The sequence below is a fragment of the Streptomyces sp. CB01580 genome (assembly GCF_001905795.1).
Classification (GTDB): Bacteria; Actinomycetota; Actinomycetes; order Streptomycetales; family Streptomycetaceae; genus Streptomyces.
In genome coordinates, this window is record NZ_LIXJ01000039.1 from 35,507 (window position 1) to 59,701 (window position 24,195).

General features: G+C 70.7%; 19 protein-coding genes and 2 pseudogenes. 12 read left to right on the plus strand and 9 right to left on the minus strand.

Translation table 11 applies throughout. The features are described 5' to 3' along the window. Nucleotides 1-2 precede the first annotated feature (2 nt). A complete protein-coding gene (locus AMK22_RS33960) occupies nt 3-470 on the minus strand; it encodes an acyl-CoA thioesterase (protein ID WP_199883388.1) in 468 nt (155 codons plus the stop codon). Between the two features lie 221 nt (nt 471-691). Between AMK22_RS33960 and AMK22_RS39285 the strand changes: the two genes are divergently transcribed. Further along, complete coding sequence (locus AMK22_RS39285; protein ID WP_143203638.1) at nt 692-901, plus strand: hypothetical protein; 210 nt, start codon at nt 692-694, stop codon at nt 899-901. Between the two features lie 75 nt (nt 902-976). Beyond that, nucleotides 977-1,405: an SgcJ/EcaC family oxidoreductase gene (locus AMK22_RS33965; RefSeq protein WP_073791287.1), complete on the plus strand. Its 429-nt coding sequence runs from the start codon at nt 977-979 to the stop codon at nt 1,403-1,405. 341 nt (nt 1,406-1,746) lie between these two features. Here AMK22_RS33965 and AMK22_RS33970 read toward each other — a convergent pair whose 3' ends face one another. Continuing rightward, nucleotides 1,747-2,463, minus strand: a complete 717-nt coding sequence (locus tag AMK22_RS33970; RefSeq protein WP_073791316.1) for a helix-turn-helix transcriptional regulator — start codon at nt 2,461-2,463, stop codon at nt 1,747-1,749. Nucleotides 2,464-2,832: 369 nt separating this feature from the next. Here AMK22_RS33970 and AMK22_RS33975 point away from each other — a divergent pair, with 369 nt between their 5' ends. From AMK22_RS33975 to AMK22_RS42520, 5 genes are all read left to right on the plus strand, one after another. Then, nucleotides 2,833-3,402 carry a DUF5987 family protein gene (locus AMK22_RS33975; protein WP_073791297.1) on the plus strand — a complete coding sequence of 190 codons (570 nt, stop codon included), beginning with the start codon at nt 2,833-2,835 and terminating at the stop codon, nt 3,400-3,402. Beyond that, the gene (locus AMK22_RS33980) at nt 3,399-5,054 is read left to right on the plus strand and encodes an FAD-dependent oxidoreductase (protein WP_073791298.1); all 1,656 of its coding nucleotides are present in this window, start codon (nt 3,399-3,401) and stop codon (nt 5,052-5,054) included. The genes AMK22_RS33975 and AMK22_RS33980 overlap by 4 nt, the downstream gene beginning before the upstream one ends. Nucleotides 5,055-5,175: 121 nt before the next feature. After that, nucleotides 5,176-6,423, plus strand: coding sequence for a class I SAM-dependent methyltransferase (locus AMK22_RS33985; RefSeq protein ID WP_107430705.1), 1,248 nt, complete (start codon nt 5,176-5,178; stop codon nt 6,421-6,423). Nucleotides 6,424-6,535: 112 nt separating this feature from the next. Next, entirely contained in the window at nt 6,536-7,591 is a 1,056-nt protein-coding gene (locus AMK22_RS33990; RefSeq protein ID WP_073791299.1) for a glucose-1-phosphate thymidylyltransferase, read from the plus strand. Between the two features lie 88 nt (nt 7,592-7,679). Continuing rightward, a complete protein-coding gene (locus AMK22_RS42520; protein WP_443333338.1) occupies nt 7,680-7,865 on the plus strand; it encodes a hypothetical protein in 186 nt (61 codons plus the stop codon). 213 nt (nt 7,866-8,078) lie between these two features. Here the strand turns inward: AMK22_RS42520 and AMK22_RS34000 are convergent, their stop codons facing one another. Together AMK22_RS34000 and AMK22_RS34005 are read right to left on the minus strand one after the other, a co-directional pair. Beyond that, the gene (locus AMK22_RS34000; protein ID WP_073791300.1) at nt 8,079-9,260 is read right to left on the minus strand and encodes an acyl-CoA dehydrogenase family protein; all 1,182 of its coding nucleotides are present in this window, start codon (nt 9,258-9,260) and stop codon (nt 8,079-8,081) included. A gap of 76 nt (nt 9,261-9,336) precedes the next feature. Continuing rightward, on the minus strand, nt 9,337-10,956 hold the full coding sequence (locus AMK22_RS34005) for an MFS transporter (RefSeq protein WP_073791301.1): 1,620 nt from the start codon (nt 10,954-10,956) through the stop codon (nt 9,337-9,339). Between the two features lie 185 nt (nt 10,957-11,141). Here AMK22_RS34005 and AMK22_RS34010 point away from each other — a divergent pair, with 185 nt between their 5' ends. Further along, the gene (locus tag AMK22_RS34010; RefSeq protein WP_073791302.1) at nt 11,142-14,477 is read left to right on the plus strand and encodes a BTAD domain-containing putative transcriptional regulator; all 3,336 of its coding nucleotides are present in this window, start codon (nt 11,142-11,144) and stop codon (nt 14,475-14,477) included. Here the strand turns inward: AMK22_RS34010 and AMK22_RS34015 are convergent. The 3 genes from AMK22_RS34015 to AMK22_RS41550 are packed head-to-tail and all read right to left on the minus strand — an operon-like array spanning nt 14,468 to nt 19,341. Continuing rightward, nucleotides 14,468-15,640 carry a DegT/DnrJ/EryC1/StrS family aminotransferase gene (locus AMK22_RS34015; protein ID WP_073791303.1) on the minus strand — a complete coding sequence of 391 codons (1,173 nt, stop codon included), beginning with the start codon at nt 15,638-15,640 and terminating at the stop codon, nt 14,468-14,470. The genes AMK22_RS34010 and AMK22_RS34015 overlap by 10 nt on opposite strands. Further along, the gene (locus AMK22_RS34020; protein ID WP_073791304.1) at nt 15,637-16,974 is read right to left on the minus strand and encodes a nucleotide disphospho-sugar-binding domain-containing protein; all 1,338 of its coding nucleotides are present in this window, start codon (nt 16,972-16,974) and stop codon (nt 15,637-15,639) included. Before AMK22_RS34020 ends, AMK22_RS34015 begins: the two co-directional genes overlap by 4 nt. Nucleotides 16,975-17,010: 36 nt before the next feature. After that, complete coding sequence (locus AMK22_RS41550; protein WP_242434280.1) at nt 17,011-19,341, minus strand: peptidase S8; 2,331 nt, start codon at nt 19,339-19,341, stop codon at nt 17,011-17,013. Nucleotides 19,342-19,515: 174 nt separating this feature from the next. Here AMK22_RS41550 and AMK22_RS34030 point away from each other — a divergent pair, with 174 nt between their 5' ends. Together AMK22_RS34030 and AMK22_RS34035 are read left to right on the plus strand one after the other, a co-directional pair. Beyond that, nucleotides 19,516-20,901, plus strand: coding sequence for an FAD-dependent oxidoreductase (locus AMK22_RS34030; protein ID WP_073791305.1), 1,386 nt, complete (start codon nt 19,516-19,518; stop codon nt 20,899-20,901). A gap of 22 nt (nt 20,902-20,923) precedes the next feature. Continuing rightward, nucleotides 20,924-21,640, plus strand: a complete 717-nt coding sequence (locus tag AMK22_RS34035) for a class I SAM-dependent methyltransferase (protein ID WP_073791306.1) — start codon at nt 20,924-20,926, stop codon at nt 21,638-21,640. Between the two features lie 54 nt (nt 21,641-21,694). Here AMK22_RS34035 and AMK22_RS34040 read toward each other — a convergent pair whose 3' ends face one another. Further along, the gene (locus tag AMK22_RS34040) at nt 21,695-22,849 is read right to left on the minus strand and encodes an epoxide hydrolase family protein (RefSeq protein ID WP_073791307.1); all 1,155 of its coding nucleotides are present in this window, start codon (nt 22,847-22,849) and stop codon (nt 21,695-21,697) included. A 52-nt stretch (nt 22,850-22,901) separates the two neighbouring features. After that, complete coding sequence (locus AMK22_RS34045; protein WP_073791309.1) at nt 22,902-23,705, minus strand: TIGR03084 family metal-binding protein; 804 nt, start codon at nt 23,703-23,705, stop codon at nt 22,902-22,904. A gap of 23 nt (nt 23,706-23,728) precedes the next feature. Between AMK22_RS34045 and AMK22_RS41555 the strand changes: the two are divergent. Together AMK22_RS41555 and AMK22_RS42525 are read left to right on the plus strand one after the other, a co-directional pair. Beyond that, a pseudogene (locus tag AMK22_RS41555) lies at nt 23,729-24,061 on the plus strand (DUF6009 family protein); the annotation flags it as partial. After that, nucleotides 24,019-24,192: pseudogene (locus tag AMK22_RS42525) on the plus strand (hypothetical protein); the annotation flags it as partial. The pseudogenes AMK22_RS41555 and AMK22_RS42525, both read left to right, overlap by 43 nt. Nucleotides 24,193-24,195: the final 3 nt, after the last annotated feature.

Consider the following 24,195-nt stretch of genomic DNA (forward strand, 5'->3'; position numbering starts at 1 on the left):
CCTCAGCCTCCGCTCGTGGGGACCGAGGCCGACACCCGCGCGGCGTACGGTTCCAGGGCCAGCCGCAGGGCGTCGGGCACCCTGGTGGGGCGGGTGTCGCCGTTGGGGCCGCGCATGCAGGCCACCCGTTGCCGGCCGCGGGCCACCAGGTTCTCGGTGTCCTCGTGCAGCCGCAGATAGTCGAAGGTGAAGACGAGCTGGGTCTCGGTCAGCTCCTCCAGGCGCATTCGGATCGCGAGCTGGTCGAAGGCGGTGATCTCGGCGAAGAACTCGCAGCCCACCGAGACGGTGAACAGTTTCAGGTCGTCGCGGATGTCGTCGAGCACTTCGGGGGCCATGTCCAGCAGGAACATCTCCCGGCACCGGCCTTGCCAGCGGACGTAGTTGACGTAGTAGACGTTGCCGACCAGGTTGGTCTCCTCGAATCCGACGAGATGGCGCAGTTCGTAATAGGGCCGCACGTCGGCCATCGGCTTTCCCTTTCCTTCGTCATCAGGGCAGGCGTCACCGGTCGCGCCTGTCTCTCTTCGCGCGGGACGGCGACGCCCCCTGCGCGTTCCGCGGATCCACCGGGCCCGGCCCGATTCATGGAGGACCCACAGACACGATTGGGGATCGCCCAACGGGCGGCATCTCCCGGCTTGCTCAGGGATCTCGGGTCCGGACACCGGGCCACGTAGAAGTGCGGTCGATGGAATCCAGAGCAATCCGGGAGTGGTACGCCACCGAGGTGGCGGGCGAGCATCGAGACAGCCCCGAGCCGGGCGGCCGCGCAACCGCGATCGGCCGCTCGTACCGTACGACGGCGGCCGCACCGGGCGACGGCGGGCCGCTGACGGCCAAGCCCGGTCCGGTGACGTCGTTCCACGCGGCCCACTGGCACCCGTCGTCGCGCACCTGACAGATGAACGGAGCCGGACTCGTACCCGCCCGGTTCCCTCGGCATCGTGCCCACATCACGGAGGCAAGGAATCCGATGAACTCCACTGACACCACGACCACGACCACGGCCGACGAGCGGGAGCAGGACGTCGCAGGCCTGCCGGAGCGCATCATGGCGGCGTGGGCGGCTCATGACGCCGCCGCCTTCGCGGACATCTTCACCGAGAACGCCAGCATGGTGATGCCCGGCGTCCACTGCCAGGGCAGGGAGGCCATCCGTTCGTTCATGGCGGCCGCCTTCGACGGCCCGTTCAAGGGCACCCAGGTCACCGGCGCGCCGGTCGCCGTGAACTTCCTCGGCGACGAAGCGGCCGTCCTGGTCACCGAGGGCGGTGTCCGCGCACCCGGCGAGGACACGCTCCGGCCCGAGCGCAGGGTACGCGCGTCCTGGGTCGCGGTACGGGGCGAGGACGGCGTGTGGTCCCTGGCGGCGTACCAGAACAGTCCGTTCGACGCGTCCTGACGAACGTCCGCCGCAGACGACGAGAAGGCGGGGGCCGCCCGGACACACCATCCGGGCGGCCCCGTCGGTGCGTCCGGGGCGCCGGGCCGACGGGCGGGCCGTGCCCGGACACCGGGCTCTGGGCACGCCGAAAGGTCCGGCCGAGAAGGGCATGCTGCGCCCGGCGGCGAACGCCTGGAGGGCGGGAACCGGCGGTCGCCGTCAGAAGACAGTGGGAGGGGCCATGGCCAGGACCCGGGGACCGATCCGGCGCATGCCGCCGGCGCCGAACCGACCGAGGTCCCGGTCGCCCGACGCGGCTCCGGCCCCGAAGGCATTACGGCGGCGCTCGCACCCGGAGGTCATCCGACGGGCTGCACCGGGTTGTTCTCGAAGGCGGCCGACCGTACCTGCTGGAGCGCCATCAGCACCGGCGGATCGAGAACCCGCACGCCTCGCAGCGGGAATTCGACGACGGCATGCGCCGCTCGCGAACGGATTTCCAGGGGACCGAGAGATCCCACATGGACCGGCAGCCCGTCCGTCAGCGCCTCATGCGCGGTGGCGGGTACGGAGTGGCCCAGCAAATACCACACGCCGGGCGGCACGTTCTTCATCTCGAACGGTCCGGGCGTAAGGAGAACCGTGCAGCTAATGGGCCGGCCCTCCGGCACTCTCGTCGGGAAGATGCCCAGGAAAATAAGGCCTAATTCGGCGACGGTCGGCGCAGTGACGAAACCCCGCACCGACTCTCCGGCGCCCATGTTTCTTGCGACGTTTATCTGCGTCGCGTATCCACCGAACTGCCGGTACAGCGAAGGCGGAAGTCCGACGCTGTTCGTGAAGCGTGAGCTGAACGTTCCGACGCTGCTGTATCCGACGCTGCAGCTGATGTCCGTGACCGTCATGCCGGTGGTTAACAGCAGCCGCTTGGCCTCCTGTATCCGCAGCGCGGAGAGGAAACGTTTCGGTGAAATCCCGGTGAGCCGATGGAATTCGCGAGAGAAGTGAAATTTGCTGTACATGGCGAATCTAGCCATGTCATCGATGCTCAGGGGCTCCGAGAGCTTGTTCCGCATGATGCGGATCGACTGCTCCACGGCCCTCTCGATCCCTGACACTGTGCACTGTGCACTGTGCATTCTGTCCTCCGAAGCCGAGACGGATGCCGATCGGTCACGCCTGTGAGCCGATCGTTTCACGCCAGGTGAAGTCGGTCGGCTCCGCGACATTATTAGCGACCGGTAAGGGGCCGGGCAACCACGAAATCGATGTTTGCCACGAATGACCCATGGGCATATGCGGAATCCTTTAGGCGCGGAGTTACAGCAATGGCGGAGATGCTTTGATCATCCCCGCGGCGGAGGATCAGTGCACGGAGAGAGGCTTCCGGCATGCCGAGTCGCCGCCGAGTTCACATCGGGCCCGCACACCGAAATGGAGAAGGAATGCCTTCCATTCAACCGATGTTAAATCAGGACAAAGTCAGCACGTTGGAGGCCTTCGCCGACACCATAGTTCCCGGTGCGAAACGCAACGACGAGGACCGGGCTGTGGCCGGCGTCGTACCCGGTCCCGGCGCGGTGGCGGCCGGCGCCCTCGAACTGCTCCGGACCGCTGCCACCGGGCTCTCGGACTCCCTGGACGACTTCGCCGACGCCCTCAACGCACACGCCCGGCTGCACGCTGCCGGGGAACCGGCCGAGCCGGACCCCGCGGTGCCGCCCTTCGTCGCACTGTCCTACGCCGAGCGCACCCGCCTGGTGACCGTCCTGACCGCCCCCGGCCACCCCGAACGCGACCTGTGGGTCAGTCTCGCCCTGTTCAGCAACATGGCCTTCGATACCGGTGCCCACCTGCACACCGCCGACGCGATCGCCGCCGGGCACCCGGGGCTGGCCGCCCTGGGCTTCGCACCCCCGTCCCACGACGGGCAGTGGCGCTTCGCCGAATTCTCCTACGGTCGCCCTCTCGCCCGGCTCCACCCCGACACCACACCCTCCGGGAGCCTGGCGTGAACGCTACCGAGCAGACCGACGTGCTGATCGTGGGCAGCGGATTCGGCGGAGCCATCTCCGCCTACCACCTGGCCGCGGGCGGGGCGAAGGTGACCGTGCTGGAGAGGGGCCCGTGGCTGGAATCCAACGACTTCGAGCACGACTTCCTCCTCGGTTCCTCCTATACCCGGATCTTCGATTTCACCGTCGGCGACGGTATGAGCCTGCTCGGCGGCAACTGCGTCGGCGGAGGCAGCGTCGTCTACTTCGCAGCGATGCCCCGCGCGCCCCGCTTCGTCTTCGACCGCACCGGAAGCATCGGCCGCCGGATGTGGCCGGCCGCGATCAGCCGCGACACCCTCGACCCCTGGTACGACGTGGTCAGCGAGGCGCTGCCGGTATCCACCCAGAGCTGGCAGGACGTCAGCTACGCCGGCGGTCTGTTCGCCGCGGCCTGCGACCACGCCGGGCGGACCGCCAACCCCGTCCCCACCGCCGTGGACAACTCCAAGTGCACCAACTGCAACTGGATGATGGCCGGCTGCCGGTTCGACGCGAAACGCTCACTCCTGCTGAACTACCTGCCCGCGGCACGAGCCCACGGCGCCGAGGTGCGGCCGCTCCACGAGGTGCAGAAGCTCACCCGCACCGACAGCGGCGGCTACCGGGTGCACTACAACACCATCGACGACACGGACTACCGGCTGACCAACGGCAGCGGCGTCATCGACGCCAAGATCGTCATCCTGGCCGCGGGGGCCGGCGCCACCCCGGTCATCCTGCAGCGCTCCGCCGGCGACCTCGGCGGGATGCCGCACGCCGTCGGACGCTACTTCTCCGGCAACGGCGAGCGGCTCAACAACGCCGTGATCAACGAAGAGCGCGCCCGGGACCTCCTGGGCCTGGACCGTGGCGACGGCACCGCCTATCTCGCCAACCAGATCGGCAAGGGCCCGGTCGTGGCGAGCTGGGACAACCTCGACGGCAACCTGCCCGAGCACTCCCGGTTCTCGCTCGAACAGCTCTACTTCCCGCCAGGCTTCGGCACCATCCTCGCCCAGGTCCCCGACGCCAAGGGCCCTAGCTGGTTCGGTGCGGAGAAGACCGAGATGGTCCGGCGCTGGCGCTCCTGGCTGACCATCTTCACGATGGTCGAGGACGACAACGAGGGCGTCTTCGGCCCGCCGCCGCCGACCGGGAACGCCGTCCGGATCTCCCAGCAGATGCTCGGCCGAGGCCCCATCTCCTACCGGCCCACCGCCAACACCCTGCGCGGCTGGGACGAGTCCGACGCGGTCGTCAAGGACATCCTGGAACGCGACGGACTGGCCCGCGTGATGCCCTGGACCAACGACGTGGTGGGCGCCTACACCGTCCACCCGCTCGCCTCCTGCCGCATCGGCGACGACCCGCACACGTCCGCCCTGGACGACCGGCACGAACTGCGCGGCCACCCCGGCATCTTCGTGACGGACGGCTCCGCGGTACCGGGCGCCCTCACCGTCAATCCGGCGCTCACCATCTCCGCACTGGCCGAACGCGCCATCCCAGGGATCGTCCGGGCGGCCCGCGACCGGGGCGTCGACGTCACCTACGGCGCCCCCACCCCGGACGGCGGCGTCTCCGGCCGGGCCGGCGTCCGCCCGCAGCTTCCCTTCCTCACCCGCGAATAGCGCGGACCCGGACGGCGGGCAGCAGAGCGAGCCGTATCCGCCCACCGCTGTGCTCTCCCGGAGGGCCGGGAGAGCACAGCGGAAGATGACGGGATATGAGCGGGAGTTCTATGTTTCTTCCATGATGGCCGCTGAGAGCGAATTCGCGAAAATAATGGGCTGCCGAGTCTGTGGCGGCAACCTGCAGAAGTTCATCGACTTCGGACGCCAACCCGTCTCCAACGCCTTCGTGGATCCCGCCGACCTGACCGGTGAGGTGTTCTACGACCTCGCGATGGGGCAGTGCTCCACCTGCACCATGGTCCAGCAGTTGAACGAGGTCCCCCGGGACGTCATGTTCCATTCCGGATACCCCTATCGCTCGTCCGAGTCGCGGCTCATTCGAGAACATTTCGAGCGGACCGCCCTGGAGTTTCTGGACGGGCAGCTCGGCAGCCGTACACCCTTTGTCGTGGAAATCGGCTGCAACGACGGTGTCATGCTGGAGACCCTCCGCAGGCAGGGAGTGCGGCACCTCGGGGTCGACCCGTCGGCGGGGGCGGCCGAGGTCGCCCGGGAGCGGGGGAGCGAGGTGAGGGTCGATTTCTTCGACGAGGCGTCCGCGGCCGCCATCCGCTTCGAGAAGGGGCCCGCCGACCTGATCTTCTCCGCCAACACGATCAGCCACCTCGCCTACTTCGACTCCGTGCTGAAGGGCGTCGACGTGCTGCTCGCCCCCGACGGGGTGCTCGTCTTCGAGGACCGCTATCTGGGGGACATCGTCGAGCGCACCGCGTTCGACCAGATCTATGACGAGCACTACTACCTGCTCAGCGCGCGCTCGATGCGGGCCACCGCCGACCGCTTCGGTTTCGAGCTGGTGGACGCGGTGCGGCTGCCGGTGCACGGCGGCTCCCTGCGGTACACCCTGGCCCGGCCCGGCACCCGCGAGGTGCGGGCGTCCGTCCAGGAGCTGCTGGCCGACGAGGAGCGGCAGGGTCTGGGCGACATCGCGACGCTGCGCCGGTTCGCCGACACCGCGGAGCACGTCTGCCAGGACTTGGTGGGGCTCCTGCGCGAGCTGCGCGCCGACGGGCGCAGCATCGCCGGGTACGGCGCGACCTCGAAGAGCGCCACGATCCTCAACCACTGCGGCATCGGCCCGGACCTCATCCCGTACATCTGCGATTCGACGCAGGTCAAACAGCACCTGGTGACTCCTGGTTCGCACATTCCGGTGCGTCCGCCCGAGGTGTTCGCCGACCCGTATCCGGAGTACGCGGTGCTCTTCGCCTGGAACCACGAGAAGGAGATCATGGCGAAGGAGCGGCAGTTCGCGGAGCAGGGCGGCAAGTGGATCCTGTACGTGCCGGGCGTGCACATCGTGTAGGGCGGAACGGCGTGCGGAATCCGGTCCTGCGGGGATCGTGCCGCATTCTCGGAGATGCGGATTTCTCTCCCCTCTCGCGACCATGGTGAAATAGAGGGAGGAGATCGTCTCCATGAAGGCTCTGGTTTTGGCTGGCGGATCGGGATCCCGATTACGACCCTTGAGCAATTTCATGCCAAAACAGCTTGTGCCGGTCGCGAACAAGCCGGTTCTCGAATACGTTCTGGAGAATATACGGAGCCTCGGCATCACCGACATCGGGATGGTGGTGGGCGATCGGGAGCCCGAAATCCGCCGGGCCATCGGCGACGGTTCCCGGTTCGGCGCCGCCATCACCTATCTGCGACAGGACCGACCCTACGGTCTGGCGCACTGTGTGACGCTCGCCCGCCGCTTCCTGGGCGACGACGACTTCGCGATGTTCCTCGGTGACAATCTGCTGCCGGACGGGGTCGACCGGATCGCGTCGGAGTTCCGGCGGGAGCGGCCCGCGGCTCATGTAGTCGTGCACAGGGTCGACGATCCGCGGGACTTCGGCGTGGTGGAACTCGATGCCAGGGGCCGGGTGCGGAAGCTGGTCGAGAAGCCCCGGCGACCACGCAGCGATCTCGCGCTGATCGGCGTGTACTTCTTCACCCCCGCCGTGCACCGGGCCGTCGCCTCCATCGGGCCGAGCCCGCGTGGCGAGCTGGAGATCACCGATGCAATCCAGTGGATGCTGAGCCACGGCTCGGAGATCGGCTGCAGCGAGTACCACGGGTACTGGAAGGACACCGGCCGCGCCGAAGACCTCCTGGAGGCCAACCGCCGGATCCTCGGGGACCTGCGCGGCGGCATGGAGGGGAGCGCGGACAAAGCCAGTGTGCTGCGCGGTCAGGTGAGGGTCGGTCCCGGCGCCCGCGTCGTGCGGTCCCTCATCGAAGGGCCGGCGGTCATCGGTGCGGGCGCCCTGGTCGAGGACAGCCGCATCGGTCCCTTCACCGCCGTCGGCGTGAACTCCCGGCTGCACACGGTCGATCTGGCCGACGCGATCGTGCTGGACGACACCACGCTGGAGGGCCTTGCCCGGGCGCGGGGCGCGCTGTTCGGCCCCTTCGCCGTCATGACCGCGGGCCTGCCGCTCCCTGCGGCAGTGTCCCGGCCCGCCGCGAAAGGGGTAAGAGGATGAGGCTGCTGGTGACGGGTGGCGCGGGATCCATCGAGTCCCCGCTGCTGCCCAACTCCCCTACGCGGCGTCCAAGGCCGCCTCCGACCTGCTGGCCCGCTCGTACCACCGGTCCTTCGGCCTGGATGTCTCCCTCACCCGCTGCACCGACGACTACGGCCCTGACCAGCATCCGGAGAAGCTCAATCCCGCTGTTCATCACCAATCTCCGGTACCACGGGCACACCGACTGGTGGAAGGAGGCCAAGCATCGGGCTCGGTGACCGGGATCCGGTGACGCGGCGCGGCGGCGGGGAGATGTCTGCCCGCCGCCTTCCGGCTGCCCGGCCGCCGTGCGCGAGGACGAGCCGTTCGAGCCGGCGGACACATGGCCGCGCCCGGCCCGCCGGCGTGGAGGCCGGTGGGCCGGGCGCGGTGGTCACACCCCGGAGTTCCTGTACGGACGATCAGGTTCGCGGCGTCGTCCGAGGCCGGGCCGGAAGAGGCCGGCTCACAAGTAGAGGGTGTTGGGTTCCAGGCCGCAGAGAACCCGCCCGTAGAGCTCGGCGTTGGTGTTCGGATGCATCAGGGCGTGGAGGTTGACCGCCTGAACGTCGCGCTGGAACCGCTGGATCGGGACGTCCCGGCGGATCGACGAGGCCCCGCTGGCCGTGTTGAGGATGTCCACGGCCTCCTTCGCCAGTCGGCACACCGCGCCCATGTCGGCGCGTGCCCTGGCCCGTTCCAGCAGCGTCCACTCGGCCCCCTCGGCCGCCTTGGCGTCCACCTGAGCGGTGAGGCGGTGGGCGTGGAACTCCGCCTCGTCGATCCTGATCGCCGCGTCCGCGACCTGGAGGTGCGTCAGCGCGGCATCGCTCTGCCGCTCGTAGGAGGTGTAGGTGATCTTCCGCTCGGGCAGCCGCTGGAGGAACGCGTCCATGGCGCCCTTGGCCATCCCGACGACGGGGCCCACCGACGAAGCGGCGGCGACCGGCAGCAGCGGGGCCCGGTAGATCGACTGGCCCGCGTTGGCCTGGGAGGCGGACTGGCCCTGGAACACCGCGCCCAGCGGCAGCACCCGCTCCTCCGGGACGAACACCCCCTCGGCGACCGTGGTGACGCTGCCCGTGCCCTTCAGCCCCGCCGTGTACCAGTCGTCGATGACGGTCAGGTCCTCCATCGGCACGAGCGCCATGACGGGCATGGGCTCGCTGTCCGCACGGATCAGGACCGCGACGATGAGCTGCCAGTGGGCGTGCAGGGCCCCGGTGATGAACCCCCACCGCCCGTCGACCACGATGCCGCCGTCCGCCGGGGCGGCCGTCGCCGTCGGGCTCAGGGTCCCGCAGATCCGTACGTCGGGGGTGGAGAAGACCTCCGCCTGCGCCCCGTCGGGGAACAGCCCCGCCATCCAGGTCGGGATCCAGTACACGGACGCCGTCCAGGCGGCGGAGCCGTCGGCCCGGCCGAGCTCCACCGCCACCTCGTACAGGGTGCGGGTGTCGGACTGGTGACCGCCGTACTGAGCGGGCGCCCGCATGCGGAAGAGGCCGGCGTCGGTCAGGACCTGGATGGACTTGTCATGGATTCGCCGGTTCTCCTCCGACCAGTCGGCGTGCTCGCGCAGCGTGGAGGCCGACTCCGTCGCGTTGCGGACCAGTTGTTCTCGTGTCGTCGTCTGAGCCGTCAGCACCGTGTCCTCTTTCTCGGGTGAAGAGATCCGGATGAAGCGCTTCGAGCATGGCAACGGGGCCCGCACCCGCACATCTTCAGGATTGCGTAGTGGCACTTCCGACCGTGCTGGGCTCCGACTTGCCGGCCGTCTCGTCGGCCGTGCCGTCGGGCTGCTGTTCACTCTCCGCGCTGGGGCGTACGTGCCGCAGCACCACGACGGAGAGCACGGCGAAGGCGACCATGGCGACGGCGGCCGAGACGGCGACGATGTGCAGCCCGCCGGTGAAAGCCTCACGGGCGACGGACAGCAGGTCTTCCCCCACGGCCCCGGGGAGATCGGCGGCGGCCTGCGAAGCGCCCGAGAGGCTGTCGCGCGCGGTGTCGGCGGTGCCCGCCGGAACGTCGGCGGGCATGTTGTCGTCCATCCGGCCTCGGTAGACGGCCGCGCCGACGCTGCCCAGGACGGCGATGCCCATCGCGATGCCGAACTCGCCGTTCGTCTCCGACATCGCCGCGGCCGAGCCGGTCTTCTCGGGAGGTGCGGAGCCCACGACCAGTTCGGTGCTCAGCACGCCCATCGGGCTGGTGCCCGCGAACGCGATGGCGTATCCGGTCACCACCAGGGCGATGCCGCCCTTGTCGTCGACCTGGGTGATCAGCAGCAGGCCGACCGCCGTCACCAGCAGGCCGATGGCGATGGCGTAGGCCGGCCGGATGCGGCGCGCCAGGTTGGGCGCGGCCAGGTTGCCGACGATCGCCAGGGCGAAGGACGGCACCAGCCACAGCCCCGCCTCCAGCGGGGAGAGCCCCGCCACCTGCTGGAGGTACAGGGAGACGAGCAGCGTCACGCCGCCCATGGTGGCGGAGCACAGCAGGGCGACGCCGAGGGCGGAGCTGAGCGTGCGGTTCCGGAACAGCCGCAGGTCCAGCAGCGGGCTGGCCAGCTTGCGCTGCCGCTGGACGAACACGACGCCGATGACGACACCGGCGAGGAGGGGCAGCAGCATCGTCGCCGCGAATCCGTCGGTGGCCAGCTTCTTGGCCGCGTAGATGACCGGCAGGATCGTGGCGAGGGAGAGCACGACGCTCGGCAGGTCGGTCCTGCCCGCCGTCGGGTCGCGGTGCTCGGGCAGCAGCAGCGGGCCGAGGATCAGCAGCAGCACCATGACCGGCACGCCCAGCAGGAACACCGAACCCCACCAGAAGCGGTCGAGCAGCGCGCCACCGGCGACCGGGCCGAGCGCCATGCCGCCCATGAAGCAGCTCATCCAGACGCCGATGGCCGTGCCCCGCTGCTTGGGGTCGTGGAACATGTTGCCGATCAACGCCAGCAGGGACGGCATCAGCGTCGCCCCCGAGATGCCGAGGACCGCGCGGGCGGCGATCAGGGTGTTGGGGCTGTCGGCGTAGGCGGCGAGGGCCGATGCGACGCCGAAGGCCGCGGCGCCGAACAGCAGCAGCTTGCGCCGCCCGATGCGGTCGCCGAGGTTGCCCCAGGTGATCAGGAACCCGGCGATCATGAAGCCGTAGATGTCCATGATCCAGAGCTGCTGGGTGGCGCTGGCGCCCAGGTCCGCGCTCAGGTGGGGGAGGGCCAGGTTCAGCACGCTGACGTCCAGGGACAGCAGGAGCGTGGGCAGGGCCAGAACGCCCAGGCCGATCCACTCCCGCCGCCCCGCCCTCGCGGGAGCCTCGCTGGTCGTGTTCGTATCCATCACTGAACCTTCCGTCTACTCCGTCAGGGGACCGAGCGGGGGCCCGGCAGTTTGTGGAGGCACCGGGCAGACGCCGGGGGAATTCGCGGCTGCCCGATGCCCCTCCCACTCTGCCCAGCAGCGCTTTCGGAGCACTGTCGGACGGCATTCGCTCCCCTGTCGGACGGCACGCGATACCGTTGCGCATGCGTTTCGGTGTGTTGGGCCCGCTCTCGGTACTGACCGAGGACCATCGTCCGGTCAGGATTCCCGAGCAGAAGATCCGTGCTCTGCTGGCCGATCTGCTGGCCCACGGCGGGCGCCCCGTTTCCACCGACCGGCTGGTGCACGATCTGTGGGGCGACGCCCCTCCGGCCAACCCGGTGGGCGCGCTGCAGATCAAGATCTCCCGGTTGCGCCGGGTGCTGGAAGAGGCCGAGCCCGGCGGCAAGAACCTGCTGGTGTCGCTCGCGACCGGATACGCGCTGGAGGCCCCCGGCGACGCGGTGGACGCCAGCCGGTTCGAGACGCTGGTCGAACGGGCCCGGACGGCTCCGGAGCCGCGGGGACGCGCGGCCCTGCTGACCGAGGCGCTCGGGCTGTGGCGGGGGGCGGCGTTCGCCGACTTCGACGATCAGCCCTTCCTCCAGCCTGCGATCACCCGTCTGAGCGAACAGCGCCTGTCGGCCTGCGAGGACCAGGCCGAGGCCCGGCTGGCGCTGGCCGAGCACCAGGCCCTGACCGGGGAGCTCGGTGAACTGGTGGGCCGGTATCCGCTCCGGGAGAGGCTGCGGGCCTCGTACATGCTCGCCCTCTACCGATCGGGGCAGCAGGCCGAGGCGCTGGCGACGTACGAGGAACTGCAGCGGCTGCTCGTCGAGGAGATGGGGCTCGACCCGGGCGCCGAGCTGGTCGGTCTGCACGGGGCGATCCTGCGGCAGGACCCGGCGCTCACCCCGATGCCCGGTTCCGGCCCCGGCAGCGCCCCGGTGACGCATGCGGGCAGCAACCTGCCCTCCCCGATCACCGTGCTGATCGGCCGGGACACGGCCGTCGCCGAGGTACGCGCCCTTCTCGGGGCGGGCCGTCTGGTCTCGCTCATCGGGCCCGGCGGAGTGGGCAAGACCCGGCTCGCCCTGGAGACCGCGAGCCGGTCCGTCGGCACGTTCCCCGACGGGGTGTGGCTGGTGGAACTGGCCCCGCTGGCGCGCTCCGGCGTCCCTGAGCAGGCGGAGCCGGCGACCGAGGCGGTGGCCCAGGCGGTGATGGCGGTACTGGGGGTGCACGAGGCCGCCGCTGCGGACCCCGGGGCCGCCGGGGGAGGCAGGACACCGGCCGGGCAGCTCGCGGACTATCTGCGGACGAAGCAGGTCCTGCTGGTCCTCGACAACTGCGAGCACCTGATCGAGGCCACCGCGGCGCTGACCGAGACCCTGCTGCTGGCCGCGCCCGGCCTGCGGATCCTGGCGACGAGCCGGGAGCCGCTCCAGCTCGCGGGCGAGGCCCGATGGCCCGTGCCCCCGCTGGAGCTGCCCGACCCCGCGGACGACGCACGCCCGGAGGCGCTGGAGCGGTCCAGCGCCGTACAGCTCTTCGTGGCCCGCGCCCGCGACATCGTGCCCGGATTCTCGCTGACCGCGGACAACGCCCGCGCGGTCTCCACGGTCTGTCGCAGACTCGACGGCATCCCGCTCGCCCTGGAGCTCGCCGCCACCCGGATCCGTGCTCTGGGCGTAGGGGGCCTGCTCGCCCGGCTCGACGACCGATTCCGGCTGCTGGCCGCCGGGTGCCGGGGGGCCGCCCCGCGTCAGCAGACGCTCCGCGCGGTGATCGACTGGAGCTGGGAGCTGCTGACCGAGCCCGAGCGCATCGTGCTGCGCAGGCTGGCCGTCCAGGTGGACGGCTGCACGCTGGAGGCGGCCGAGGCCGTGTGCGGCGGCGAGGACGTGGCGGCCCGGGACGTGCTGGACCTGCTGGCGCGGCTGGTGGACCGCTCCCTGGTGGTGGCCGTGGAGCGTGCGGGCGGCCACCGCTACCGGCTGCTGGAGTCCGTCGCCGAGTACTGCCGCGAGAAACTGCGGGAGGCCGGGGACACCGAGCCGGTGCGGCGTCACCGGCGCTACTACCGGGAGCTCGCCGAACGGGCCGGGCCGCACCTGTACACCGCGGACCAGCAGGGGTGGCTGGACCTCCTCGACACGGAGCGCGGAAACCTGCGCAGCGCGCTCACCGGCGTGATCCGGGACGCGGCCGAGAACCGGGCGGGCGCCAGGGACGCGGCCCTGCGGTTCGCGAGTTCACTGGCCTGGTACTGGTTCCTGCGCGGGCGGCTCCGCGAGGGCATGCGACAGCTCGGCGCGGCCCTGGACGCGACGGCCCCGGACGGCGGGGAGACGGAGCCCGTGCCGGGCGCCGTCCGCGCGGTGGCCTTGGCCTGGCAGGCCGGTTTCACGGTGCTGTCCGGGGACGCGGCGGACGACGGACCCAGGCGGCGGGCGGCACAGGCGCTGGACCGGGGGGACGACGAGCCCGCCGACCGGGCGCGGGCGCGCTGGTTCCTCGGCTTCATCGAGTGCGACTTCGGCGATCTATCGGTCAGTGAGGAACTCGTCGGCGCGGCGCTGGCCGCCTTCGACGGGCTCGGCGACCGGTGGGGCACGGCGGCGGCGCTGGGGACCCGCGCCAAGCACGCGATGGTGCGCGGGGATCTGGCCTCGCTCCGACGGGACGGCGAACGCAGTGCGGCGCTCTTCCGGGACATCGGCGACCGCTGGGGGTACCTCCAGGCGACGGACTCCCTGGGTAACCTGGCCGAGATCGCCGGCCGTTACGAGGAGGCCACCGAACTGCACTGGACCGGGCTGCGCACCGCGCAGGAGCTGGGCCTGTGGTCGGAGGTTTCCAGCAGGCTCTCCTGGCTCGGCCGGGTGGCGATGCTCACCGGCGAGTTCGAGCAGGCCAGGGAGCTTCACGAGCGGGCGATCCGGCTCGCCAGGGAGCACAGCTTCAAACCGGGGGAGATCTTCGGGGAGATGGGGCTCGGGATCGCGGCCCGCAAGGCGGGAAAGCTGGAGATGGCCGAGACACATCTGCGGCGAGTGCTCGACTGGATGCCGCAGGAGCGGTCGGGACTGGGCAACACCCTGCCGCTGGCGCTGATCCTGCCCGAGCTGGGGTTCATCGCGGAGGCGCGGGGCGACACCCGGGCCGCGCTGGCCCTGCACCTGGAAGGCCTTGACGTCGCACGGCAGTTGGCGGGGGACCCCCGGGGGGTGGTGATCGCGCTGGTGGGACTGGCCGGAGTGCACGCGCAGCTTGGCCGCCACCGCGATGCCGCGCGGCTGCTGGGTGCGGCGGCCGAGGCCGGGGAGGCGACGAACGCTCCGCCGGCGCCGGCGGAGCGGGGCGATGTCGAGCGCATCACAGCGAAGGTCCGTGGCGCCCTCGGCGACAGGGCCTACCGGGACGCGTACGCGGACGGCCGCCGGGCCGACCTCGACGAGCTGAGGTCGGTGGCCGGGGACCTGCCCTCTCAGCCCTGAGCCGGCGGATCCCCGGCGGCCCGGCACTCCCGTACGGCGGCGGTGAACTCCCTGACGACGGTGTGCACCTCGTCCTCCCGCAGCGCCTGGTGCAGCGGCAGCAGCAGCGTGGTGGACCAGGCCTCGTCGGTGCCCGGCAGGACGGGGGGCGGCCCTCCGTAGCGGTAGAGCGGGGCGTGGTGCAGCGGCATGTAGCGGAAGGTCGTGTAGATGCCGCGCTCCAGCAGCGTCTTGGCGACCCGGTCGCGGATGTCCTCGGCGAACTGGACCCAGTAGAAGTAGTGGGTACTGCGGTGCCCCGCGGGCGGACGGGGCGGCAGCCGCACCCCGTCGAGTCCGGCGAGCCCGGTGTCGTACACCTCGGTGAGGGCCGAGCGCCGGGCGACGAATCCCGCGAGGCGGCGCAACTGTACCTGCCCGATGGCGGCCGTCATGTCATTGCCGATCAGGCGGCGCCCCAGGTGTTCCACGTCCAGCCCCCACCACCGGTCGGCGCCCTGGGCCGCGGTGGTGAAGGCGCTGCGGTCGGCCAGTCCGTGGTAGGCCAGCCGGTGGGCCTTCCGGGCGAGGTCGGGATCCCGTACGTAGATCATGCCGCCGTCCCCGGTGGTGATGATCTTCCGGGAGTCCAAGCTCCACACCGTGAAGTCCCCGAACGTCCCGCACATCCGGCCGTCGACGCTGGAGGCGATGGAGCAGGCGGCGTCCTCGACCAGTGGTATGCCCCGGGCGCGGCACAGCTCCGCGATCGCGGCGATGTCGCCGGGCAGGCCGCCGTAGTGCAGCACCATCACCGCTTTGGTACGGGGGGTCAGCACGCGCTCGATGTCGGCGGCAGTGGGGTTGAGCGTGCGGGGGTCGACGTCGCAGAAGACCGGACGGGCGCCGGTGGCGGCGACCGCGTTGGCATTGGCGACGAAGGCGGCCGACGGCATGACCACCTCGTCGCCCGGCCCGAGTCCGAGCAGCTCCGCCGCGAGGAACAGCCCGGAAGTCGCGGAGTTGATGAACACGAGGTGCCGGGGGTCCAGTGCGAGGTGCTGGGCGAAGCTCTTCTCGAACTCCTCGCACCGCGGCCCGTATCCCAGCCAGTTCCCGTCGAACACCTCGCGGACCGCTGCGAGTTCCTCCTCGCCGAGGCTCGGCTGGGACACGTTGATCATTTATTGCTCCTCTGGGCGGTCAGATTCTCCAGTACGGGAACGGTGTCGTGCGGGCTCGGCATCGCCAGGTGTTCCTCGCGCAGCCGCGCCGCTCCCTCCCGGAAGGACGGCTCCTCCAGGACACGGCTGATCTGTGCGCGCATCGCCGTCGAGGACGGGCTGGCGATGTCGAGGACCAGTCCGGCGCCCCGGGCGAGCACCTGGCGTACGGAGACGGGGGACGCGGCATGCTTCGTCGCGCCCATGCCTTCGTCCCCCTGGACCGCCTGGACGTCCGCTTCGGGGGTGTCGGTGATGAGCTGCGGCACGTTCAGGGACGCCGCCGCCGAGTAGGTGGCGAGGCCACCGTGGTGGATGAGGGCGGAGCACGTCGGCACGAGCTGGTCCAGCGGCAGGTAGTCGACGGTGCGGACGTTGTCGGGGAGCCGGGTGACCCCGGCGAGCTGTTTGGCGTTCAGGGTGGCGACGACCTCGATGTCGAGCGTCGACACCGCGTCGAGCAGTTCGGGGACGTGGTCCCAGCCGCCCTCCAGGTACTTGCGCCAGGACAGTCCCAGGGACAGGCCCACCCGGGGCCGCTCCGGCGCCGGGTGGAGCCAGTGGGGCATGACGGTCTGGCCGGAGAACGGGACCCACCGGACGCGGACCGTCGGTGTGCTCACCGGGATGCTCATCGCCTCGGACAGGGTGCTGACGGTCCACTGGCCGCGTATCAGTTCGTCGTCGAGGCGCTGGCCGTAGCGCTCGGCGACCGGGCCGAGGGTGCGGGTCAGCGGATCGTCGCCGGGGGCGGCGCCCGCGGCCGTCCGTGCCGCGAGTCTGTCGACCGACCAACCCCACCAGTCCGGCGCCGTGATGAGGCGGGCGTGCGCCGAGCCGCAGTCGCGGGCCGCGACTGCGGCTCCGGGGAAGCACGGGTCCCACAACACCAGGTCGGGACGCCAGCTCCGGGTGAACGCGACGAGGGCGTCCATGGCCGGGCGCGGCTCCCCCGGAGGGGCGTCGTAGGGGTGGAAGTCCCACATGGCCGGCAACATGAACTGGCTGAAGGTGTCCCAGAGCTCGCGGTCGGCGGCGTCGAGATCGAGCTCGTCGGTGACGCGTGCGACCTTCGCGCGCTCGTCGGTGTAGGCCCTTCCCGGTCCTGCGGGAACGGGCATGTCGTGCGGGTTTCCGAGCGGTACGGCGGTGAGGCCGGTGGCCGCGATGGTCTCGGAGATCTCCGGGTGGGCCGCGACACAGACCTCGTGGCCCGCGCTTCTGAGCGCCCAGGCGAGGGGTACCACGGGGTAGAGGTGCGAGGGGTTGGGCCAGACGGTGAACAGGACGCGCATCAGGGGCCTCCCTGGGCAGGCTCGTGGCTCATGGGCTCAGCAGGTGATGGAGACGACCGGGCTCGGCTTGTTGAACATCATGTTCGGGTCGAACTGGACCGCCCGGTAGGTGTGGGTGCCGCTTCCCTTGCAGAGCCATTCGGCCGATGCGGTGCCGCCCGCGGGGATGACGTTCTCGGTGACGGAGTGCCACTCCGACCGGCCCGCGTCGTAGCGCATCAGCCAGAAGGTGGTCGGGGTGCCGCAGGCGTTGCGCGCCGAGCTGAGAATCCGGAATCCGCTGGAGCTCTTGTGCGGTGTCTCCGGCGCGCTGATGCACTCGCGGGGCGATGTGGGCGGAGCGGGGGGCGCGGGCGGCGCGGTCCGGTCCGTCCTGAGGGCGTTCATGGTGGTCTGCTCCAGGGTGTTGCCCCGGGAGTCGGTGAGCTGGGCGCGCAGCGAAATGCTCTTCGCCCCGCTCGGGCGGGGCACCATCGCCCGCGACTTTCCCGCCTTGTCACGCACCACGGGCACCTGCCGCCAGGAGTCGCCCTGGTCGGTGGAGACGCTGATGCGCAACGTGCTCACCTGGCCGGTGCCCGCTCCGGGGTGCGGCTCGGCCGACAGCGGCAGTGCGATGTTCTTTCCCCCCACGGGGTTGTTGTACAGGTCGACCCGGGGGAAGTACCTGACCACCCACAGCGGCAGCGGCGCCGCCTCGCCGGTGGTGTCGGACGTGAAGGTCCATACCGACTTCACCTGGTTCGACAGCCGGAACAGGGATCGCCGGTCGGCGGTGCTCTCGATGCGGAACCCGGCCTTGCCCGGGGGCACCTGTGCGTTGAGCTGTCCGCCGTCCGACTCGCCGACCAGCTTGCCGTCGCGGTAGAGCTTGACCGAGGCGCTGTCGGTCAGCGAGCCCGCCCGGTGGTCGTCCTGGTCGGTGAAGAGGGGGACGCCCGCCCACATCCTGTCGCCGTCGCGGCCCGCGTGGTCGGGACGGAAGAGGAAGGGGGCGAACACGGCGGCGTTCCATCGCTCCGTGGTGCGTTCGCCGGCTCGGTACGCCCGGTAGTCGGATCCCATGGCCGTCGCGTACACGGGGAACCCGTCGGCTCCGGTGATCTGTTCGCCGAACGCCCCGGACCACTGGGTGTCGCGGGTGTCCAGGTAGTGGGTGACCCTGGCGGGCAGATCGAAGGGGAGCATGGTCCCGGACACCGCGGCGAAGCCCGGGGCCATGCCGAAGAAGCCCTTCACACCGCGCCGCTCGGCGGTCTGGGTGTTGTGCGCCGCGTCCACCCGGGCCAGCTCCGCGTCATGGACCGTGCGCGCGAAGCCCGTGAAGAACCCGCCGTGCTTGGTGTTGAGCAGGTGGTAGCTGTACGGGGTGTTCTTGAAGTCGCCGGCCGGCCCGGGGACGCCCCAGGTCGAGGAGAGGCCCGACGTCATCTCCCCGTCGGCGACCGAGGGCCCTTGCTGGGCGGTGTAGAGCCGCCCGAAAGTCGTGGATCCCAGCGAGACGCTGAAGACGCTGTCGCCGAACCGGCGTTCGATCCCGACGTCGACCGCGGCCGGCCTCGCTCCCTTGCGGGCGACGGTCGTCGTCACCGGTTCGGTGGTGCGGGCGTCGGCCGTGATCCGGGTGTCCCGGGTCAGATCGAGCAGGGGGCGGACGATCCGGTGCCAGTCGGCGTTCCGGTCGACGATGTCGGAGACCAGCATGTAGCGGCCGGGGGGCAGGCGGAGGTCCGCGGTGCCGTCCTCGTCGTGGAGGAATTCGCGTACGGGTACGTTCAGGCCGATCACCATCGTCTCGGCGTCGGCTGCGGGAGCGCCGTCCCTGCCGAGGTGTCTCACCGTGAGCGCGCGGGTGACTCCCATCCGGGCGGACGGGCTGCTGTCGGCCTCGAAGCCGCCGCCGCCCGCCGCGCCGACGGTGCTGTCGGTGCCGCGCAAACTCTTCCAGAAGCTCGCCAGTTTCGCGGTGGGCACCCGGCGCTCGGTGCCGTCCACGGTCAGCGGCAGTTCCGTGGCCCGGTCGTCGTGCTCGGCCTTCACCAGCGCCGTGACGTCGAAGAGCCGCCGGTCGACCCGGCCCTCCCGCACCAGGTGCCGGGCGTCCTCCGGTACGACGTACTGGTGCCCGTCGATCCGGTAGCTGCTGAACCGCACTCCCTCGCGGCCTGCCGCCCGCTCGACGTCGGCCCTGGGTTCCCCCGCCCCGGACACCCGCACCCGGTCACCGGTGATCAGGGTGACGGTGCGCGCGTGGTCGTCGGTGACGCGATCGCTCTTCTGGTCCGCCCCGTTCGCCGGGGCGGCGGGCGCCGCCCCGATGCCGAGCAGCGCTGCCGTGACCAGGCCGATCAAGCCGGTCCGTATCAACGTACCTCCCAAGTGACGGGTGTTCGAGGTGTCCGAGATCCATCGCCATGGTGGTGCGCGCGCGCCCTGCTCGGCATCTCCTGGAATGCGGTGCGCAATCCAGGAGATGCAAGCCGTGAACGAGGGACGCGAGGGTCTGAGCACGAGACGCGAAACAGAAGGAGGTGCCCCTCGATGACCAGCCGCGCCAGGAACCGTGCCGTGGTGCTCGGCGGGAGCATGGCCGGGATCCTCGCCGCCCGGGTGCTCGCCGAGTTCTACTCGGACGTGGTGGTGATCGACCGTGACAAGGTGGTCGGCGTCCACGAGCCCCGCCGTGGCACCCCGCACGCCCGTCACGCCCATGGCCTGCACGCCCGCGGCCAGCTGATCCTGGAGGAGCTCTTCCCCGGCTTCACCGAGGACCTGGCCGCCGCCGGGGTGCCGGTCGGCGACCTCGGGGAGATGCGGTGGTTCTTCAACGCGCGCCGCCTGCGGCCGGCCAGAACCGGGCTGAAGTCGCTGACGCCGCCCCGGCCCTATCTGGAGGGATGTGTACGGGAGCGGGTCGGGGCCCTGCCCAACGTGGTGTTCCGGGAGGAACACCAGATCCTCGGGCTGAACGCGACCCCGGCCCGTGACCGGGTGACCGGGGTGCGCATCCTGCGGACCGCGAGCGGCGTCGAGGAGGAACTGGAGGCGGACCTGGTGGTCGACGCCACGGGCCGAGGCTCGCGCACTCCGGTCTGGTTGGAGGAGTTCGGGTACCGGCGGCCCGATGAGGAGCGGGTCAAGGTGGACCTGGCGTACACCACCCGGCACTACAGGACCGAGCCCGGGATGTTCGACGGAGTCCAGTCGATCAACCCGGTGGCCTCGCCCGACCACCCGCGCGGCGCGTTCTTCGGCCAGGTCGGCCCGGACCGGTGCATCCTGTCGCTGACCGGCATCCTGGGCGACCAGCCGCCCACCGAGCCCGACGCGTTCCTGGAGTTCGTACGGTCCCTGCCCGTGCCGGACGTGTACGACGCGGTCCGTGGTGCCGAGCCGCTCGACGATCCGGTGTCCTTCCGGTTCCCGGCGAGCGTGCGGCGGCGTTACGAGCGGCTGTCCCGCTTCCCCGACGGCCTGCTCGTCATGGGCGATGCCTCGTGCAGCTTCAATCCGGTCTATGGCCAAGGCATGAGCGTCGCCGCGATCGAGACGATGGCGCTGCGCGACCGGCTCCGGCTCGACGGGCCCGTGGCGCCCCGGCTGTTCCACCGGGACGTGTCCCGCGCCATCGACATCCCCTGGGACGTCTCGGCGGGCGGTGATCTCGCCTTCCCCGGGGTCGAGGGACGCCGCACGCTGAAGGTGAACATGGGCAACGCGTACATGGCGCGGGTGCAGTACGCGGCGACCAAGGACGAACGGCTGGCCGACGGCATGATGCGGGTGGCCGGACTCATCGATCCGCCGCAGTCCCTGATGCGCCCGGCCACCGTCCTGCGGGTCCTGCGCCATGCCACGCGGCGTCCGCCGAAGGCGCCGGCGCGGCCGGCGGCCGCCGATCCGGTGGCGCCGGGGCACACCAGTTGAACCGCTCAGGAGAGGGATCACCTTGTTCGCCCAGCAACTCGCCCTGATCTACGACCTGGTGTACAAGGCCCGGGGCCAGGACTTCCGGGTCGAGTCGGAGCTGGTGACCGAGATCGTCCGGGCCCGCCACCCCTCGGCGGCCTCGCTGCTCGATGTGGGCTGCGGCACCGGCGAGCACCTGCTGACGCTCTGCCGGAGGTTCGGCCATGTGGAGGGGATCGACCTGTCGGAGCCGATGGTCGAGGTCGCCCGGGACAAGCTCCCCGGGACGGTTCTCCATGTGGCGGACATGCGCGACTTCAGCCTGGGGCGCACCTTCGACGTGGTGATCTCGCTCTCCACCGCGGTCGCCTACCTTCCCTCTCCGCGGGACCTGGCGACGGCGCTCCGGCAGATGGTCCGGCATCTCGCGCCGGGAGGCGTGTTGATCGTGGAGCCCTGGTATTTCCCCGATACGTTCCTCGACGGGCACATCGCCGCCGATGTGGTCCGGGGCGACGGGCGCACCGTGTCGCGGGTCTCGCACACCCGGCGGTTCCCGGGGTCGGCCCGGGTGGACAGCCACTACGTGGTCGCCGACCCGCACGGCATCGAACATTTCACCGAGAGCCATGTCTTCGGCCTGTGGACCCAGGGGCAGTATCTGGACGCGCTCGCCGGCGCGGGCTGCACGGCGGAGTACCTTCCGGACGTGCAGTCGGGGCGGGGGCTGTTCGTGGCGGAGCGCGGACTGCGCTGAGGACGCCGCCTGCCCGGCCCGGAGCAGCTCCGGACCGGGCAGGCGGCGGCGTCCTCAGCGCAGTCCGCGCGCGAACTTCCGTACGTCGGCCACGAAGGCCGCCGGCTGCTCGAGCGAGGCGAAGTGACCGCCACGCTCGACCTCGGTCCAGTGGGTGATGGCCGGATACTGGCGCTCGGCGATGCTCCGTACCGGCGCGAAGTCGGGCTGGAGGACCAGGACGCCCATGGGTACGGGCACCGGCTCCGGCAGGACTCCCGGCGTGAAGACGCCCTGCATGTACGCACGCGCCTCGTAGAACAGATGCGCGGAGGACCCTGCGGTGGCCGTCAGCCAGAAGAACATGACGTTGGTGAGCAGCGTGTCGCGGTCCACCGCGTCCTCGGGGGCCTTGTCCGAGTCGGTCCACTCCATGAACTTCTCGACGATCCAGGCGAGCTGGCCGACCGGGGAGTCGGTGAGGCCGTAGGACACCGTCTGGGGACGGGTGGCCTGCAGCTTCATGTAGCCGGAGAGTTCCTGGTCGAAACGGGCCATCTTGTCGAGCCGTTCGAAGTCGGACGGGGAGAGCTCCGCGAGCTCCCCGGGGTCGCCCGACGGGACGGTGAAGAGCATGTTGACGTGTATTCCGGCCACGCGCTCGGGGGCCAGCCGGGCGAGTTCGAGGGAGATGAACGCCCCGTGGTCGCCTCCCTGGGACAGGTAGGTGTCGTAACCGAGCCTGCGCATCAGCTCGTCCCAGACCCTGGCGATCCTGGGGTAGTCCCAGCCCGGTCCCGTCACGGGGCCCGAGAACCCATGCCCCGGCAGCGAGGGGATGACCAGGTGGAAGGCGTCGGCCGGGTCCCCTCCGTGCCGTGCCGGGTCGGTGAGGGGTTCGACGACGTCGAGGAACTCGACGATCGACCCGGGCCAGCCGTGGGTGAGGATCAGCGGCCGCGCCTCGGGCTCGGGGGACCGGATGTGCAGGACGTGGATCTGGGCGCCGTCGATCTCCGTGAGGAACTGGCGGTACTGGTTGATTCGGGCCTCGGCCGCCCGCCAGTCGTACTCCGTACGCCAGTACTCGGCGAGTCCCTTGAGGTAGTCAAGCGGCACCCCGCGCGCCCACCCGGCGTCCAGGGAGGCCCCGGGCCAGCGGGTCAGTTCCAGTCGCCGCCGCAGGTCGTCGAGGTCTTCCTCGGGGATCTCGATGTGGAAGGGTTTCACGTGGCCCTTTCTGGTGTGGATATGGTTCCGGGCGGTCACGGGCGCCCGTCCCTCACCGGGGTGTGCCGGAGAACTGGCCGGGCCTGCGGCCCTCACCGGCCGGGCCCCGGTAGGCCTGGGCGATGTCGAGCCAGTGGTCGGCCGCGCCCTCGGTGGCGGTGAGGGCGAGGTCGTCGCGGTGGCGGCGCCGGGTGACGAGCAGACAGAAGTCATGGGCGGGGCCGGTGATCCGCTGGGTCGCCTCCGCAGGACCGTACTCCCACAACTCCCCTGTGGGGGAGGTGAGTTCGAACCGAAAGGGCTCGGAGGGCGGAGTGAGGCCGCGCGCCTGGTAGCCGAAAGCCTGGGTCAGCACGGCGAATCCGGCCACGTGGCGCAGCCACTGGGCCGGTTCGCGGCGGACGCCGATGGCGTCGGCGATGTCCTGACCGTGGGCGAAGGTCTCCATGAGCCCCGCGCAGGCGAGTACGGCCGGCGGCAGCGGGTTGACCAGCCAGGGCACCGTCTGTCCCGGCGGGACGGCGGCGAGGGCCTCGATGGTGGCCGCGCGCTCGGCGCGCCAGCGCGCGAGCAGCGCCTGCGGGGTGTCGGAGGTGTAGGCGGCCAGTGCGGCGTTGACCGCACCGTCGAAATCGCCGGAGGCCTTCTCGGTCATGACCCGGAACGCCTCCGGGTCGGACGCCGCCGTACCGGCGAGCCGATAGACGAAGACGAGGTGGGCTATCTGGTCGGTGACGGTCCAGCCGGGGGCCGGAGTGTCCAGCGCCCACTGGGTGTCGTCGAGGTCGGCCACCATGCGGTCGGTCTCGTCGCCTGCCGCCGCCAAGTCCTTGAGCACGTTCGCCAAATCGGACATCGCTCGCTCTCGTCTCTGCTCGAATGGTTCGTGACCGGTATCCCGGATACCGGATCCAGCCTGATGCCGGCGGGGATTCGGTGTCTTCTCCCAGAGTGCTGAGCGAAGACCGCGAACAGCTCGACTACGTCCGCCAGGCCCTGGACAGGACCCCACGGCGCAAGAGCAAGCCACGCTGCGCCCGCGACGGACGCATGATCGGCCACATCGGACTCGGCGCCGCCGAAGCCGGCCCGGACAGCGGTCTGTACCGGCGCCGGGTGTTCTTCCCCCTCCCCACGACCGGGACTCCGACCCCGACGGCGTCTACCGGCAGGGCGCGCCCGGCGAGGCCGTCGCTCCCGGACCATCGAGCCCCACCGCGTGGGCGAGAAGACCCCCGCTTCCAGCAGGGCAGCTCCTCCGCCATGACGACGTCGGCCCCCGAGCGCTGTCCGTAGGGGTGACTTACCGTCAACTTCCCTTAGACGCAATACCGGTGATTTAGGTG